A 14,630-nucleotide genomic window follows, 5' to 3' on the forward strand; every position below is an offset into this window, starting at 1 on the left:
GGGCCGCATGGCCGTCGACGTCGCGACCGTGCGCAAGGTGGCGCACCTCGCTCGCATCAAGACCCCCGAAGAGCGGCTGGAGCCGCTGGCCCAGGAGCTGAACGGCATCCTGGCGTGGATCGAACAGCTGAACGAGGTCGACGTCCAGGGCGTCGAACCCATGACCTCGAACGTGGCCCAGCCGCTGCGCCTGCGCGACGACGTCGTCACCGACGGCGCCAAGGTCGACGCGGTCCTGTCCAACGCTCCCAAGTCGGCCGACGGCTTCTTCGTCGTGCCCAAGGTGGTCGAATAGCCATGACCGACCTGACCAAACTGACCCTCAAGGCCGCGCTCGACGGCCTCAAGGCCCGCGACTTCTCGTCCGAGGAGATCACCAAGGCCTTCGTCGCCAATATCGACGCCGCCAATCCGAAGCTGAACGCCTACGTCGTGCAGACGACCGACAAGGCGCTGGACATGGCTCGCGCCTCGGACGCCCGTCTGGCGAAAGGCGAGGGCGGGGCGCTGGAAGGCGCGCCGCTGGGCATCAAGGACCTGTTCTGCACCGACGGCGTCCAGACGACCGCCGGCTCCAACATGCTGCGCGGCTTCGTGCCGCCCTATGAGTCGACCGTCACCGCCAACCTGTGGGCGGACGGCGCGGTCATGCTCGGCAAGCTGAACATGGACGAGTTCGCCATGGGCTCGTCCAACGAGACCTCGGCCTATGGTCCGGTCGTCAACCCGTGGAAGTCCTCGGCCTCGAACGCCGACCTGACCCCGGGCGGCTCGTCGGGTGGTTCGGCCTCGGCCGTCGCCGGCGACCTCTGCCTGGCCGCCACGGCGTCCGACACCGGCGGCTCGATCCGCCAGCCGGCCGCCTTCACCGGCACCGTCGGCATCAAGCCCACCTACGGTCGCGCCAGCCGCTTCGGCATGGTCGCCTTCGCCTCGTCGCTGGATCAGGCCGGGCCGATCACCAAGACGGTCGAGGACGCCGCCATCCTGCTGCGCTCGATGTGCTCGTTCGACGTCAAGGACTCCACCAGCCTGGACGTCGCGACGCCGGACTGGACCGCCTCGCTGGGCAAGGGCGTCAAGGGTCTGCGCATCGGCGTGCCCAAGGAGTATGTCGTCGATGGCATGCCCGCCGAAGTGCAACTGCTGTGGGATCAGGGCGTCCAGTGGCTGAAGGCCGCCGGCGCCGAGATCGTCGAGATCAGCCTGCCGCACACCAAATACGCGCTGCCGACCTACTATATCGTCGCCCCGGCGGAGGCCTCCTCGAACCTGGCCCGCTACGACGGCATGCGCTTCGGCCACCGCGCCGCCGAGGCGAAGTCGCTGACCGACCTCTACGAGACCTCGCGCGCCGAGGGCTTCGGCAAGGAGGTCCAGCGCCGCCTGACCATCGGGGCCTACGTCCTCTCGGCCGGCTTCTATGACGCCTACTATGTCCGCGCTTTGAAGGTCCGCCGCCGCATCGCTCAGGACTTCGACAACGTCTGGGGCCAGGTCGACGCCATCCTGACGCCGTCCACCCCGTCGGCCGCCTTCGCCCTCGGCGACAAGCAGATCGACCCGGTGACGATGTACCTGAACGACGTCTTCACGGTCACCGCCAACCTCGCCGGCCTGCCGGGCATCTCGGTGCCCGCGGGCGTCGATGCCGGCGGTCTGCCGCTGGGCCTCCAGGTCATCGGCAAGGCCCTGGACGAGGCGACCGTCTTCCAGGTCGCCGACGTGCTGGAACAGGCCGCCGGCTTCACGGCCCGGCCGACCAAGTGGTGGTGAGGACCTAGCGTCCTTCCGCATTCGGGAAGGGCAGGGTCCGCAGCCAGGGCTCGGCGTCGGTGAGCCGGCTCTCGTCCGCCAGGCCGTCCTGGAAGGCGCGCAGGTTGCGATAGCTCGCCAGGATGACGACGCGTCGGCCCGGGCTGCGCGCGATCGCCTCCCGGGCGCGGGCGATCATATAGCCGTCCCACGCCGCCTGGCCCTCGTCGTCGCCGGGTCCACCGAGCGCTCTTTCGCTCAGGGCCGTCGCCTGCATGAGGTCGCGCGTCAGCCCATCGTGCACGTCGGCGGGGCCTTGCCAGTGCTCCAGCAGCGCTAGGGTCAGGGAGCGGCGCAGGGCGTTCACTCGCGCGGCGGCGGCCGGTTGCTCGGTGTTGAAGCGGGCGTATTTCGCGCCGGCCGCCCCGGTCATCGCCGCGAAGACCTCGCCGCCCGGCTCCATGGCTTCGACCACGAGGGTCCGTCCTTCCAGCCACGGCCAGATCACCGCCGGATATTCTGGCCGACCGGGCGTTTCGGTACGGCCGGACAGCTCGTCAGGCCGGGTTTCGACCAGCAGGACGTCCGGATCGGCGGCGTCGAGGATCGTGCGCAGGTCGTTATAGGAGAAGCTGGGCTCCCGTTCGTGCAGGCCGTGCAGCGGCGCGAGGATGACCACGGCGTCGGGGCCGAGCCCGTCCGGAGTCTGTGCGGAGGCGGCGCCGGTCGTGGCGCAAAGCGCCAGGGCGAGGATGAGGCGGATCAGGGGGTTGGTCATGTCGCCGGAATGCACCCGCACCCGGCGCGCCGGCCACGGCGATGGGACAAGCGGGACCCGGGAGCGGGCCGGCGGGTCAGGCGACGGACACGGTCGCCAGATTCTTGCGGTATCGGCGGCTCATCCGGACGACATCGCCGGAGCGCAGCACCAGATCGGCGTCGCCGTGACCCCGGCTGCGGACTTCTCCGATGAGGTCCAGCCGGACGATGGCGGCCCGGTGCACTCGCGCGTACTGGCTCGCGGGCAGGCGCTTTTCCAGGTCAGCGAGCGGCTCGTCCACCAGCAGGGGCCCCTTGTCGGTCATGGCTTCGGCGTAGTTTCCGGCGGCGCGAAGCCACCGCACCGTCTCCAGCGGCAGGAAATGGATCACGCCCTTGCGGCGGACCTTGAGGACTGTGAGCGGCGTGGTCTCTGCGGGGGCGGGCTTACGCTGCCATCCAGCCGCGACAAGGCCGACGTAGAACAGCGCGTTCAGGCCGATGTTCCGCACCAGCATGTGCCGGCCCATGCCCCACAGCGTCTCATGCTGTCCCGCACCGTAAAGCGGCCAGTAGACCAGGCTGAACAGGGCCACATGCGTCACGCACGCGGCCGCGAACCCCAGCAGCAGGATGGCGAAGCGGCGTCGGAGGCCTCCACCCCAGCGGGCGCTTCTGACGGCGTCCAGGATGAACGGGGTCAGAACCGCCCAGACGGACACGATCGCCAGGCTGTAGCGGAACGAGGCCCCCCACGGCTGGGGCGATCCGCTGGAGAGACTGGTCAGGTAGCCTTGCAGGGCCAGAACCGCCGCCACGCCGATCCAGGCGACGACGATCACCAGCGCCGTCCGCAACGGCCTGGAAAACAGAAGGGCCACCACGCCCGAACGCTCCGGCGAGCTCCCCCGGTCACTGGCCACGCTCATCTATTTCCTCGTCCCGGACACGCCCATGCCCGACACGACTACCACCCCCGCCGCCAAAATCATCCCGGCAGGTTAGACCAGCCCGTCCAGCGTCGGCGCCTCCGCCGCGCTGCCGGGGAAGACCCGGCCGTCCAGCGCGGCGCGGTTTACCCCCAGATGGTCGCGCAGCAGGCCCTTGAACACCGCGCGGACATCGATGGTCGGCGCCAGGTCGCGGCCCTCAAACAGGCGGTTGTCGGCCAGCGTCGGCCAGTCGCCGATCAGGCCGCCGGGCTTCAGCGCGCCGCCCGCGACAAGCAGGGACGAGCCGGTGCCGTGGTCGGTGCCTTGGGTCCCGTTGGCCCGCGCCGTGCGGCCGAACTCGGTGGCCACCACCACGACCGTATTGGCCCACTGTTCGCCCAGTCCGTCGTGCAGCCCGCCGATCACCTGATCCAGTCCGGTCAGCCGGGTCTGAAGCTGGCCGTTCTGGCGCGCATGGGTGTCCCAGCCGTCGACGGACAGGGCGATCACGTCGGCTCCGTTGTCGCCGGTCATCAGCCGCGCCACCGCCTGTCCCAGCCCGTTCACGTCGTTGCGGCGCAGCGTGGTCCCGTCCCCCGCCGCCATCGCCATGGCCTCGGTCTCCAATCCGCGCGCCAGATTGCCCTGCAGCAGCGGGTCGTCGACATAGAGATCCTGCAACAGGGCGGCGATCCGGTCCTCGCCCTTCACCTGACCTCCGGGCGCCCAGCTGGAGGTTTCCGCCGCGCCCCTCAGGATCAACGGCGTCTGCGCCCCGACCGACAACCCCTTGAGGGACCCGCCGCCGACCGCCGCCAGCGCCCGGTTCAGCCAGCCGTCGTTCTGCTGCCTCAGGCCCTCGCCGCCGTTCTCCAGGACGTCCTGGGCGTCGAAGTGGGACCGCACCCGCACCGGGATCGCCGCCGCCGGGGCGAAGCGCAGCTGGCCCGCGTCATACATCGCCTTCAGGCCGGGCAGGGAGGGATGCAGGCCGAAACCGTCGCGCATCTCCAGCGCGCCTTCCACCGCCAGCCCGCCGCGCAGGGCCGCATAGTTCGGATCGCCGTACGGCACGGTGACCGACAGCCCGTCCATGGCGCCGCGCGCGATCACCACGACCATCTTCGGCCTCGGTCCGCGCGTCTGCGCGCCGGCCTGTCCGGCGAAGGCGAGGCCGATGCCGGCCATGGAGCCGCCCAGCAGCAGGCGGCGGTTCATCGTCAGATCGGTCATCGGCGCTGGAACTCCGGCGACATCAGGAACAGGGTGACGGCCTCGGCCCGGCTTTCGGCGCGGGCGATGAACTGGCGGCTGCGGTCGCTGAGCCGCGCGCCCAGCGCGGCCTGCGCCATCGCCACGGCGTCGCGCTCGGCGGCCAGATCGCCCGCCGCCTTGGCCCAGTTCAGCCGCTTGACCAGGGCGTCCGGCCCGGCCCAGTCCGCCGCCGTGTCCGGCCAGCCTTCGGGCGAGGGCGCGGCGAAGGCCGGCTGCCCCATCTGCACCAGCGCCTGCTGGAGCTGCGGGATCCGCTGCGGCCGCGTGCCCATGGCGCGGTGCGAGGAGACCACGAACTCATAGGGCGTCTTCACCTTGCGGGTCTCGGGCGCCCAACTCTCGGGCGCGGCGATCAGCGCCTTGGCCACGACCGCCAGATCGCCGGCGGACCCGGTCCAGGCCCGCTCCAGCGCGCTCACCAGCGCGGGCGGCGGTTCGTCGGCGACAAAATGGACGGCGATCCTGCGCGCCAGCCGCCGCGCCGTCTCGGGCCGGTTGGACAGGTCCTTCAGGATGGCGCGGCCCTGTTCGGCCCCGCCTGCGGGATAGCGGCGCCCCATCACCGTCCGCTCGCCCGGCTCATGCACCGCGGCGCGGAAGGTGAAGCCGTTCTCGCCCGGCTCCCCGGCCAGCATCGCCGCCCGGCGCCGACCCTGGCCCCGACCTTCCTCCTGCCTCCGCCGCGCCGCCGTCGACCATCCGGTCAGGGCGCGGGCGAACTCGGTCACGTCCGCCTGGCTATAGCCGCCGTCGGCCCCGACCGTGTGCAGCTCCAGGATTTCCCGCGCCAGGTTCTCGTTCAGCCCCGCCCGCCGCCGCTCGCCGGCCGGGCTGTTCGGCCCGACCGACTGGGCCTGATCCAGATACAGCAGCATGGCCGGATGGCTCTCGGCCGCCAGCGCCAGGTCTTCGAACTTGCCGAAGACGTGCGGGCGGATGGCCTCGCGCTCATACTGGCCCACGAAGACGGCGGACTGGAATTTGCTCGCCGAGGCGGTGAAGGCGTTGGCCCAGAACAGGGCCCAGCGCTCGGCGAATCCGGCCTCGGTCTCGGCCCCCAGTTGGGCCCGGGCCAGGAACTCCCGCGCCGTGTCCTGCACCAGGTTGCGGCGGCTGTCTCGGCGGGCGTCGTCGGCCGTCTGCGCCGCGGAGGGCGAAGCCTCAGCCGCCATCGCCCCGGCCGGGGCTTCCCGCGCCCGCCGGGCCTGCGCCGCATCCGCCAGATAGTCTTGATAGACCTCCAGCCGCCGTTCCGAGGTCTCGAACGCGCCCGCCGGAACCGGCGCGCCGCCGGGCCGCGCCTGCGCCTCCAGCCAGCCCCTAGGATCCGCCGCGACCGTCGCGATCTCGCCGGGGCGCGCCCCCATCCCGAAGCGGGTCAGGGCGACGACGGCGTCCAGCGGTCCGGTGCGGGTCATCAAGGCCTCGGGTCGGTGCGCGATAGGCAATGAACGTCCCGCGAACCGTGATCCGTCGCCGCGGCGATGGGAAGCCGATTTCCGCCTTCCGATTTCTTGACCCCGCCGGGCCGGTAGGCCATCTGGACCCCATGACCGACACCGTTTCGAACACCAAGACCATCCAGGGCCGCACCGGCCCGTGGGAACTCGTCATGGGGCTGGAAATCCACGCCCAGGTGGCGTCGAAGGCCAAGCTCTTCTCGGGCGCCGCCGTCGGCTTCGGCGCGGGTCCGAACGAGCAGGTGTCGCTGGTCGACGCGGGCTTCCCCGGCATGCTGCCGACCCTGAACCGGCACTGCGTCGAACAGGCGGTGAAATCGGGCCTCGGCCTGAAGGCCCAGATCAATCTGCGCAGCCAGTTCGACCGCAAGAACTACTTCTATCCCGACCTGCCCACCGGCTATCAGATCAGCCAGCTCTTCTATCCGATCGTCGGCGAGGGCGTGGTCGAGGTCGAGGCCGAGGACGGCTCCTTCTTCAACGTCGGCATCGAGCGCCTGCACCTGGAACAGGACGCGGGCAAGCTGATCCATGACCTGTCGCCGACCGAAAGCTTCGTCGATCTGAACCGGGCGGGCACGGCCCTGATGGAGATCGTCTCGCGCCCGGACATCCGCTCGCCGGACGAGGCGGTCGCCTACGTCAAGAAGATCCGCACCATCCTGATGTACCTGGGCACCTGCGACGGCGACATGGAGAAGGGCAACCTGCGCGCCGACGTCAACGTCTCGGTCTGCCGCCCCGGCCAGTACGAGAAGTTCAAGGCCACCGGCGATTTCAGCCACCTGGGCACGCGCTGCGAGATCAAGAACGTCAACTCGTTCCGCTTCATCTCCCAGGCCATCCAGTACGAGGCCCGCCGCCAGATCGAGATCCTCGAGGACGGCGGCAAGATCGATCAGGAGACCCGTCTCTACGATCCGACCGCCGGCGAGACCCGCTCCATGCGGTCCAAGGAAGAGGCGATGGACTATCGCTACTTCCCCGACCCCGACCTGCTGCCGCTCGAGCTGGAGCAGGCGTGGATCGACGAGATCAAGGCCGACCTGCCCGAATTGCCGGACGAGAAGCGCCGCCGCCTGATGAGCCAGTACGGCCTGTCGCAGTACGACGCCGTGGTCCTGATCTCGGATCAGGCCAAGGCCGACTATTTCGAGGAAGCCGCGAAAGGCCGCGACGCCAAGCTGGTGTCCAACTGGGTCACCAACGAGGTCTCGGCCCGCCTGGCCGCCGACGGCAAGGACTTCAGCGAGAACACCCTGCCGGCCGCCCATGTCGCCCAGCTGGTGGAGCTGATCGAGACGAACGTCATCTCCTCCAAGATCGCCAAGGAGGTCTTCGACCACGTCTGGAACGGCGAGGGCAGCCCCGCTGAGGTCGTCGAGAAACATGGCCTGAAGCAGGTCACCGACACCGGCGCCATCGAAAAGGCCGTCGACGACATCATCGCCGCCAACCCCGACAAGGCCGCCGCCGTCGCCGAGAAGCCCCAGGCCCTCGGCTGGTTCGTCGGCCAGGTCATGAAGGCCACCGGCGGCAAGGCCAACCCGGCCGCGGTCAACGATATCCTGAAAGCCAAGCTGGGGCTCTGACGCCCCTCTGATCAAAAGTCAGATGCTCAACAGAAAGCCCGCCCGGATCGCTCCGGGCGGGCTCTTTCGTTCTATCCGCCGTTCTAGTTCGACAGCAGCGAGATGATCACGCCGGTGGCGATGGCGGCCAGCACCACGTCGCCGGTGTCGGTGCGGTAGTAGCCGTAGCCGCGCGGGGGCTGACGGTAGCCGTAGCGGCTGTAGTCGCTCACGTACCAGCGGCTGCGATATTCGCGCGGAATGGACTGGCCGCGCGCCCAGCGGCGGTACTCGCGGCGCTGTTCCCGCTCCCAACGACGATCGTCGCGGCGGTCGTAGCGGTGATCACGGCGATCGTACCGGTCATGGCGGTCGTAGCGGCGCTCATAGCGGTCGTGACGATCGTGGTCGCGCCACGACTGGGCGGCGGCGGCCATCGGGGTGGCGACCATGGAAAGGGCCGCGAACCCGGCGATCAGGGCTGTCTTCGTTTTCATCATGCGTCTCCTTGCAGGTCGCCGCCGGCCCAAAGGACGACAGCGAATAACTCGACTGAGGAGAAGTTTCGGCCCCGCGCCATGAACCCGGGCTGAACGGGGGTGACAGGGTTAAGATGGGACGATGGCGGGCGAGAGAATGCCCGCGTTCAAACTCGGCGCTCCGGCGGGCAGGGCTGACCACCTATGTCGGTTACCGGCGGGTGACCTGCGCTTTTGTTGTGTAACCAACGGACCTTAAACGCGTTATGGCACAGCTGACACGGACTCAAGGGCGACAATTGATGAAGCAGACCGAGACTAGGGACGCCGGCTTTGGCGTTGTCGGGATGGACGACATCCTTGCCGGAGGGCTTGAGCGGGAGCGGGTCTATTTGCTCGAGGGCGCGCCCGGCACGGGCAAGACCACGGCCGCGATGCGGTTTCTGCTCGAGGGTGTCCGCGCCGGCGAGGCCGGCCTCTACATCACCCTCTCCGAGACCGAGGAGGAATTGCGCGGGACGGCGAAATCGCACGAATGGTCTCTCGACGGCGTCAGCATTTTCGAACTGGTTCCCCCGGAAAGCCTGCTCGATGAGCAGCAGCAGCAAAGCCTGTTGTATTCTTCTGATCTGGAACTGGGCGAAACGACCCGGATGATCTTTGAGGCGGTCGAGGCCCACACGCCGCGCCGCGTGGTCATCGACAGCCTGTCCGAAATCCGGTTGCTGGCCCAAAGCTCACTGCGCTACCGCCGTCAGGTCCTGGCGCTGAAGCACTACTTCTCCAAGCACGGAGCGACCGTCCTGCTGCTCGACGACCTCACTACGGACGTGAATGACAAGACGGTCCATAGTGTTGCCCACGGCGTCATTCAGCTTCAGGAACTCGCGCCCGAGTACGGCGCCGAACGCCGGCGCATACGGGTTATCAAATATCGCGGCCGACGGTTCCGCGGCGGCTACCACGACTTCACCATCAAGACCGGCGGGCTTGAGGTCTATCCGCGCATCGTCGCCTCGGAGCACCACACTGCCTTCGCCCGCACCCCGATCTCAAGCGGTGTCATCGAACTCGACGCGCTGCTGGGCGGCGGCCTGGAGAGAGGCTCTAGCGCCCTTATCTTGGGCCCGGCGGGGACTGGCAAATCCCTCTTCGCCATTAATTTCGCCGTGGCGGCTGTGCAGCGCGGCGAGAAGGCGGCCCTGTTCATCTTCGATGAGGAGTTGGGTCTCCTCTACGACCGCATGATGAACCTCGGCATCGACCTGCGCTCCATGGAAGAGACGGGGTCGCTGATCATCGAACAGGTTGACGCCGCAGAGCTGTCGCCCGGCGAGTTCGCCTCCAGGGTCCGGACCTGCGTCACCACCCAGAAGATTCAAACCGTCGTGATAGACAGCTTGAATGGCTATCAGGCCGCCATGCCCCAGGAACAGTTCCTGATCCTGCACATCCACGAACTGCTGCAGTTCCTGAATCGTCAAGGCGCCTCGACCTTCCTGACAGTGGCCCAGCATGGTCTGGTGGGAGAGATGAAGGCGCCGGTTGATGTCACCTATCTGGCCGACACCGTCATCCTGCTCCGCTATTTCGAGGCGGTGGGCAATGTTCGTCGCGCAGTCTCGGTGATCAAGAAGCGGTCCGGTGTGCACGAGACCACCATTCGCGAGTTCAATATCGGCGACGGCGGCCTCTCTCTGGGCGAACCGCTCAGCCAGTTCCAGGGCGTCCTGCGCGGGGTGCCCAACTTTGTCGGTCCCGGCTCGGGGCTCATGGGCGATCCGACCGCATGACCGGTGGCGGGTCCCTTTCTGAGCGCGCCCTTGTCCTTACACCCTCCGGCCGTGACGGTGCGATCGCTAGGGCAATTCTCGGCGAAGCGGGTGTCGCGGCTGTGCTTTGCCGGGATATCGCCGACCTCGTCGAACACATGCGCGAGGGCGCCGGCCTGGCCGTTATCGTTGACGACGTCCTGCGCTCCGCCGACTTGGGCGAACTCTCAGACTGGATCGCCGATCAGCCGTCCTGGTCGGATTTTCCCTTCCTGATCTTGACCCAGCGCGGCGGCAGCGTGGAGCGAAACCCGCTGGCGCAGCGGCTGTCGTCTGCCTTGGGAAATGTCGGCTTTCTGGAACGCCCCTTCCATCCCACCACCTTGGTCAGCGCGGTTCGCACCGCCCTGCGCGGCCGCAGTCGACAGTATGAGGCGCGGGAACGGATCGAGGAGATTCGAAAGGCCGAAGCCCAACTCGAACGTCGCGTGTTCGAACGTACCGAGGAACTTGAGGCCGCCAATCGGCAACTGGCGACCCAGATCGCGGAGCGCGAAAAGGCCGAGACAGCCCTGCGCCAGGCCCAGAGGCTGGAGGCCGTGGGTCAGCTGACCTCCGGCGTCGCCCACGACTTCAACAATCTTCTGACGGTCATCCTCGGCAACGTCGAGCAGTTGCAGAAGCGGACCGAGGACCCGGGCGTCAAACGCCGGCTGTCGATGATGGGCGAGGCCTCCCGGCGCGGCGCCCAACTGACCGCCCAGATGCTGGCCTTCTCACGTCGGCAGAAGCTCGAACCCCGCGCCGTGGACCTCAACGACACGGTCCGCAGCATGCGGGATCTGCTGCAGAGCACGATCGGCGGCAGCGTCCACATTCTGGAGCCGGATCTGGCCGACGACCTCTGGCCCGCCATGATCGATCCCACCCAGATCGAACTGGTGATCCTGAACCTGGCGATCAATTCGCGCGACGCCATGGACGTGGGCGGCACGCTCAAGATCAGCACCGCTAACGTGATTGCGCTCGAACCCGAACGCCCCGAGCAGCCGCCAGCCGGCGAGCACATCGTCGTTTCCGTGCGCGACAATGGATCGGGCATGACCGACGCCGTTCTGGCGCGTGCGTTCGAACCGTTCTTCACCACCAAGGCGGTGGGCAAGGGCTCCGGTCTCGGCCTCAGCCAAGTGTTCGGCCTGGCCAAGCAATCGGGCGGTGGGGTCACCATCGACACCGTGGTGGGCGAGGGGACGACCATCCATGTTTACCTGCCCCGGGCCAGCGCCCATCCGGTTGCCGAACAGGAAGCGGGCCATTCCTCGCAGACCGCGCCGTCGGCCAATATGGTCGTGCTGATCGTGGACGATGACGACGCGGTGCGGGAAGTCACCGCCGGCATCCTGACCGATCTCGGCTATCTGATCATCGAGGCCGGCAGCGGCGGCGCTGCCCTGGACGTGTTCGAGAAACGGAAAGACATCTGCGCGGTCATCCTCGACTTCGCCATGCCGGGCATGAACGGCGCCGAGGTCGCGCGCGCCATGCAGCGCAGCCGGCCCGCGGTCCCGATCCTTTTCGCGACCGGTTATGCGGATGCAGAGGCCTTGGCGGCGGCCTCGGACGACCGTGTGGTGCACAAGCCCTTCAAGGTAGGCGAACTCGGGGAGAAGCTGGCCTTGGCGGTCGCCTAGACCTTGCGCGCCTGCGGGACGCCTGTGCCCGTCCCGTCTCAGTCGGAAGGATCTTCGCTCTCGCTCTCCTCCGCCCCCTCCAGCGCCTCGCGCGCCAGCGCCCGGGTCACCGGCCGGTGCAGGGCGTCCAGGCGCTCCACGACGGCTTCCGCCGCCGCCGCCGAGCGGTCGATGCGGCGCAGCAGATAGGGGATCACGTCCCGTGCCGGGCGGATGCCGCGCTCGGCGAAACGAGCCTCCAGCATGGCGGCCAGCACCGCGTCGTCGGGGGCGTCGACCGGCACGCTGATGACCGCGTCCAGCCGGGAGCGCAGGTCCGGCAATGCGACAACCCAGGCCGACGGGGCGGGGCGCGAGATCATCAGCATGGCCCCGCCGGGGGCCTGGGCCAGGTTGATCAGGTGGAACAGGGTCTCGTCGTCGGCGTCCATGGCCCGGTCCAGCAGGACGGGACGCCCCTCGATCTCCAGCGGGTCGATCAGGGCCGCCTCGGCGCCATGGAAGGCGACCGCGCCGACCCGTTCGGCCCAGATCTGGCCCAGACGGCTCTTGCCGCTGCCCGACGGGCCGCAGATGGCCATGACACCGCCGATCAGGCTGGGCCAGTCCGCCAGCGCCTCGACCGCCGCGCGATTACAGTCCGAGACCACGAAGCCGTCAGCTCCCTCGGGCAGGTCGCTCTGCAGGGGCAGGCGCATCTGGTCGGGCGGGGCGGGGCGGGCGGTCATCGCGTTCACCATAGCAGATGCGCCGCCTTCGCCATCCACAGGGGCGCTTCGTCCGTGGACGGAACGCCGCCGCCTGTGGACCGCCTGCGTCCGATCCTGACGTAGCGGACCGGTAGACTGGGGCATGGCGCGGATCGAGCGAACAGGGCGAGGGTCGGACGATCCGGACGCATCGGACGCATCGGACGGTGTTTTCCACCGTCCGGACGGTTCGCACTGTTCGCACTGTTCGCACCCTGTTTTTCGCCTGGTGCGACGCGGCCCGAAATCGCCGTCGGCCTTGACTTTCGTAGGGGATGATGCGCCCTTCCGGCCTCCCGAATTCCGCCCCTCGCGGGCCCGAATCCAAGACGAACCGACCATGCACGCCTACCGCTCCCACACCTGCGGCGCCCTCCGTTCGACCGATGCCGGCGCCAATGTCCGCCTGTCGGGCTGGGTGCACCGCAAGCGCGACCTCGGCGGCCTGCTGTTCGTCGATCTGCGCGACCACTACGGCATCACCCAGCTGGTGCTGCACCCGTCGACGCCGGGCTTCGACATCGTCGAGCGCCTGCGCGCCGAAAGCGTCATCCGCATCGACGGCGAAGCGGTCATGCGTGACCAGAGCACCGTGAACCCCGTCCTGCCGACCGGCGAGGTCGAGGTCCGGGTCCAGGGGCTCGAGGTCCTGTCGGAAGCCGCCGAACTGCCGATGCCGGTCTTCGGCGATCAGGAGTACCCGGAGGAAATCCGCCTCGCTAACCGCTTCCTGGATCTGCGTCGCGAGCGTCTGCACAAGAACATCGTCCTGCGCTCCAAGGTCATCTCCTCGATCCGCCAGCGCATGGTCGGTCAGGGCTTCCTCGAGTACCAGACCCCGATCCTGACGGCGTCCTCGCCGGAAGGCGCGCGCGACTTCCTGGTGCCGTCGCGCCTGCACCCGGGCAAGTTCTACGCCCTGCCGCAGGCCCCGCAGCAGTTCAAGCAACTGCTCATGGTCTCGGGCTTCGACCGCTACTTCCAGATCGCGCCCTGCTTCCGCGACGAAGACCTGCGCGCCGACCGCTCGCTGGAGTTCTACCAGCTCGACGTCGAGATGAGCTTCGTCACGCAAGAGGACGTCTTCGCCGCCATCGAGCCCGTCATGCACGGCGTGTTCGAGGAGTTCTCGGAGGGCCTGCCGGTTTCGCCGATCAACGGGACCCACACCTTCACCAACGACTTCGGCGAGCAGTTCGAGCACGGCGGCTTCCAGCGCCTGACCTACGCCCAGTCGATCGCCTGGTACGGCACCGACAAGCCGGACACCCGCAACCCGATCAAGATGCAGGACGTCTCGGACCACTTCCGCGATGGCGGTTTCGGCCTGTTCAACAAGATCCTCGGCGCCGACGACAAGAACGCCGTCTGGGCCGTCCCGGCCCCGACCGGCGGCTCGCGCGCCTTCTGCGACCGCATGAACTCCTGGGCCCAGGGCGAGGGCCAGCCGGGCCTCGGCTACATCTTCTGGTCGGACGACCAGAACGCCTGGGGCGGCCCGATCGCCAAGAACCTGGGTCAGGAGCCGACCGAGGCCCTGATGACCGCGCTCGGCCTCGGCAAGGGCGACGCCGCCTTCTTCGTCGCCGGAAACCCGGGCGTCTTCGCCAAATTCGCCGGCCTGGCCCGCACCCGCGTGGGCACTGAACTGAAACTGATCGATGAGGCCCAGTTCAAATTCTGCTGGATCGTCGACTTCCCGATGTTCGAATGGTCGGAAGAAGAGAAGAAGGTCGACTTCTCGCACAACCCGTTCTCGATGCCGCAGGGCGGTCTGGAAGCGCTTGAGACCCAGGACCCGCTGACCATCCGCGCCTACCAGTACGACATCGTCTGCAACGGCTATGAGCTGTGCTCGGGCGCGATCCGGAACCACAAGGCCGAGATCATGCTCAAGGCCTTCGGCATCGCCGGCTATGACGCCTCGGTCGTCGAGGACCAGTTCGGCGGCATGCTGAACGCCTTCCGCTACGGCGCGCCGCCGCACGGCGGCCTGGCCCCCGGCATCGACCGGATCGTCATGCTGCTGGCCGGCGAGACCGCCATCCGCGAGGTCATCGCCTTCCCGCTGAACCAGCAGGGCGAGGATCTGCTGATGAACGCCCCGACCGAGGCGGGCGAGCGTCAGCTCAAGGACGTGCACATCCGCACGGCCGTGCCGATCAAGGTCTGACGGGCCTGAGATAA

The 14,630-nt window shown here is 68.4% G+C and carries 12 protein-coding genes; 6 read left to right on the top strand and 6 right to left on the bottom strand.

From position 1 onward, the window contains the following. Positions 1–7 precede the first annotated feature (7 nt). Both gatC and gatA read left to right on the top strand, forming a co-directional pair. The gene (gene gatC, locus AC1RRF_RS05485) at positions 8–295 is read left to right on the top strand and encodes an Asp-tRNA(Asn)/Glu-tRNA(Gln) amidotransferase subunit GatC (protein ID WP_492833451.1); all 288 of its coding nucleotides are present in this window, start codon (positions 8–10) and stop codon (positions 293–295) included. A gap of 2 nt (positions 296–297) precedes the next feature. Continuing rightward, positions 298–1,776, top strand: a complete 1,479-nt coding sequence (gene gatA / locus AC1RRF_RS05490) for an Asp-tRNA(Asn)/Glu-tRNA(Gln) amidotransferase subunit GatA (RefSeq protein WP_492833452.1) — start codon at positions 298–300, stop codon at positions 1,774–1,776. Between the two features lie 4 nt (positions 1,777–1,780). Here the strand turns inward: gatA and AC1RRF_RS05495 are convergent, their stop codons facing one another. The 4 genes from AC1RRF_RS05495 to AC1RRF_RS05510 form a co-directional block, all read right to left on the bottom strand. After that, positions 1,781–2,554, bottom strand: coding sequence for a hypothetical protein (locus tag AC1RRF_RS05495; protein WP_492833453.1), 774 nt, complete (start codon positions 2,552–2,554; stop codon positions 1,781–1,783). Positions 2,555–2,609: 55 nt separating this feature from the next. Beyond that, a complete protein-coding gene (locus tag AC1RRF_RS05500) occupies positions 2,610–3,443 on the bottom strand; it encodes a LytR/AlgR family response regulator transcription factor (protein WP_492833454.1) in 834 nt (277 codons plus the stop codon). A gap of 72 nt (positions 3,444–3,515) precedes the next feature. Further along, on the bottom strand, positions 3,516–4,679 hold the full coding sequence (locus AC1RRF_RS05505; RefSeq protein WP_492833455.1) for a DUF1501 domain-containing protein: 1,164 nt from the start codon (positions 4,677–4,679) through the stop codon (positions 3,516–3,518). Beyond that, complete coding sequence (locus AC1RRF_RS05510) at positions 4,676–6,139, bottom strand: DUF1800 domain-containing protein (RefSeq protein ID WP_492833456.1); 1,464 nt, start codon at positions 6,137–6,139, stop codon at positions 4,676–4,678. The genes AC1RRF_RS05505 and AC1RRF_RS05510 overlap by 4 nt, the downstream gene beginning before the upstream one ends. Positions 6,140–6,270: 131 nt before the next feature. On the opposite strand from AC1RRF_RS05510, the gene gatB reads away from it, so the two are divergent. Continuing rightward, complete coding sequence (gene gatB, locus AC1RRF_RS05515) at positions 6,271–7,773, top strand: Asp-tRNA(Asn)/Glu-tRNA(Gln) amidotransferase subunit GatB (RefSeq protein WP_492833457.1); 1,503 nt, start codon at positions 6,271–6,273, stop codon at positions 7,771–7,773. A gap of 83 nt (positions 7,774–7,856) precedes the next feature. Here the strand turns inward: gatB and AC1RRF_RS05520 are convergent, their stop codons facing one another. After that, positions 7,857–8,249 (bottom strand): RcnB family protein, encoded by a 393-nt coding sequence (locus AC1RRF_RS05520; protein WP_492833458.1) that lies wholly within the window; start codon positions 8,247–8,249, stop codon positions 7,857–7,859. A gap of 284 nt (positions 8,250–8,533) precedes the next feature. Between AC1RRF_RS05520 and AC1RRF_RS05525 the strand changes: the two genes are divergently transcribed. Both AC1RRF_RS05525 and AC1RRF_RS05530 read left to right on the top strand, forming a co-directional pair. After that, a complete protein-coding gene (locus AC1RRF_RS05525) occupies positions 8,534–10,024 on the top strand; it encodes an ATPase domain-containing protein (RefSeq protein ID WP_492833459.1) in 1,491 nt (496 codons plus the stop codon). Beyond that, a complete protein-coding gene (locus AC1RRF_RS05530) occupies positions 10,021–11,694 on the top strand; it encodes a response regulator (RefSeq protein ID WP_492833460.1) in 1,674 nt (557 codons plus the stop codon). The genes AC1RRF_RS05525 and AC1RRF_RS05530 overlap by 4 nt, the downstream gene beginning before the upstream one ends. Positions 11,695–11,732: 38 nt before the next feature. Here AC1RRF_RS05530 and AC1RRF_RS05535 read toward each other — a convergent pair whose 3' ends face one another. Further along, positions 11,733–12,422, bottom strand: a complete 690-nt coding sequence (locus AC1RRF_RS05535) for a P-loop NTPase family protein (protein WP_492833461.1) — start codon at positions 12,420–12,422, stop codon at positions 11,733–11,735. A gap of 361 nt (positions 12,423–12,783) precedes the next feature. Here AC1RRF_RS05535 and aspS point away from each other — a divergent pair, with 361 nt between their 5' ends. After that, positions 12,784–14,616 (top strand): aspartate--tRNA ligase, encoded by a 1,833-nt coding sequence (aspS, locus tag AC1RRF_RS05540; protein WP_492833462.1) that lies wholly within the window; start codon positions 12,784–12,786, stop codon positions 14,614–14,616. The last annotated feature ends 14 nt before the right edge of the window (positions 14,617–14,630 follow it).

This window comes from Brevundimonas sp. GW821-FHT12C05, from assembly GCF_058807475.1.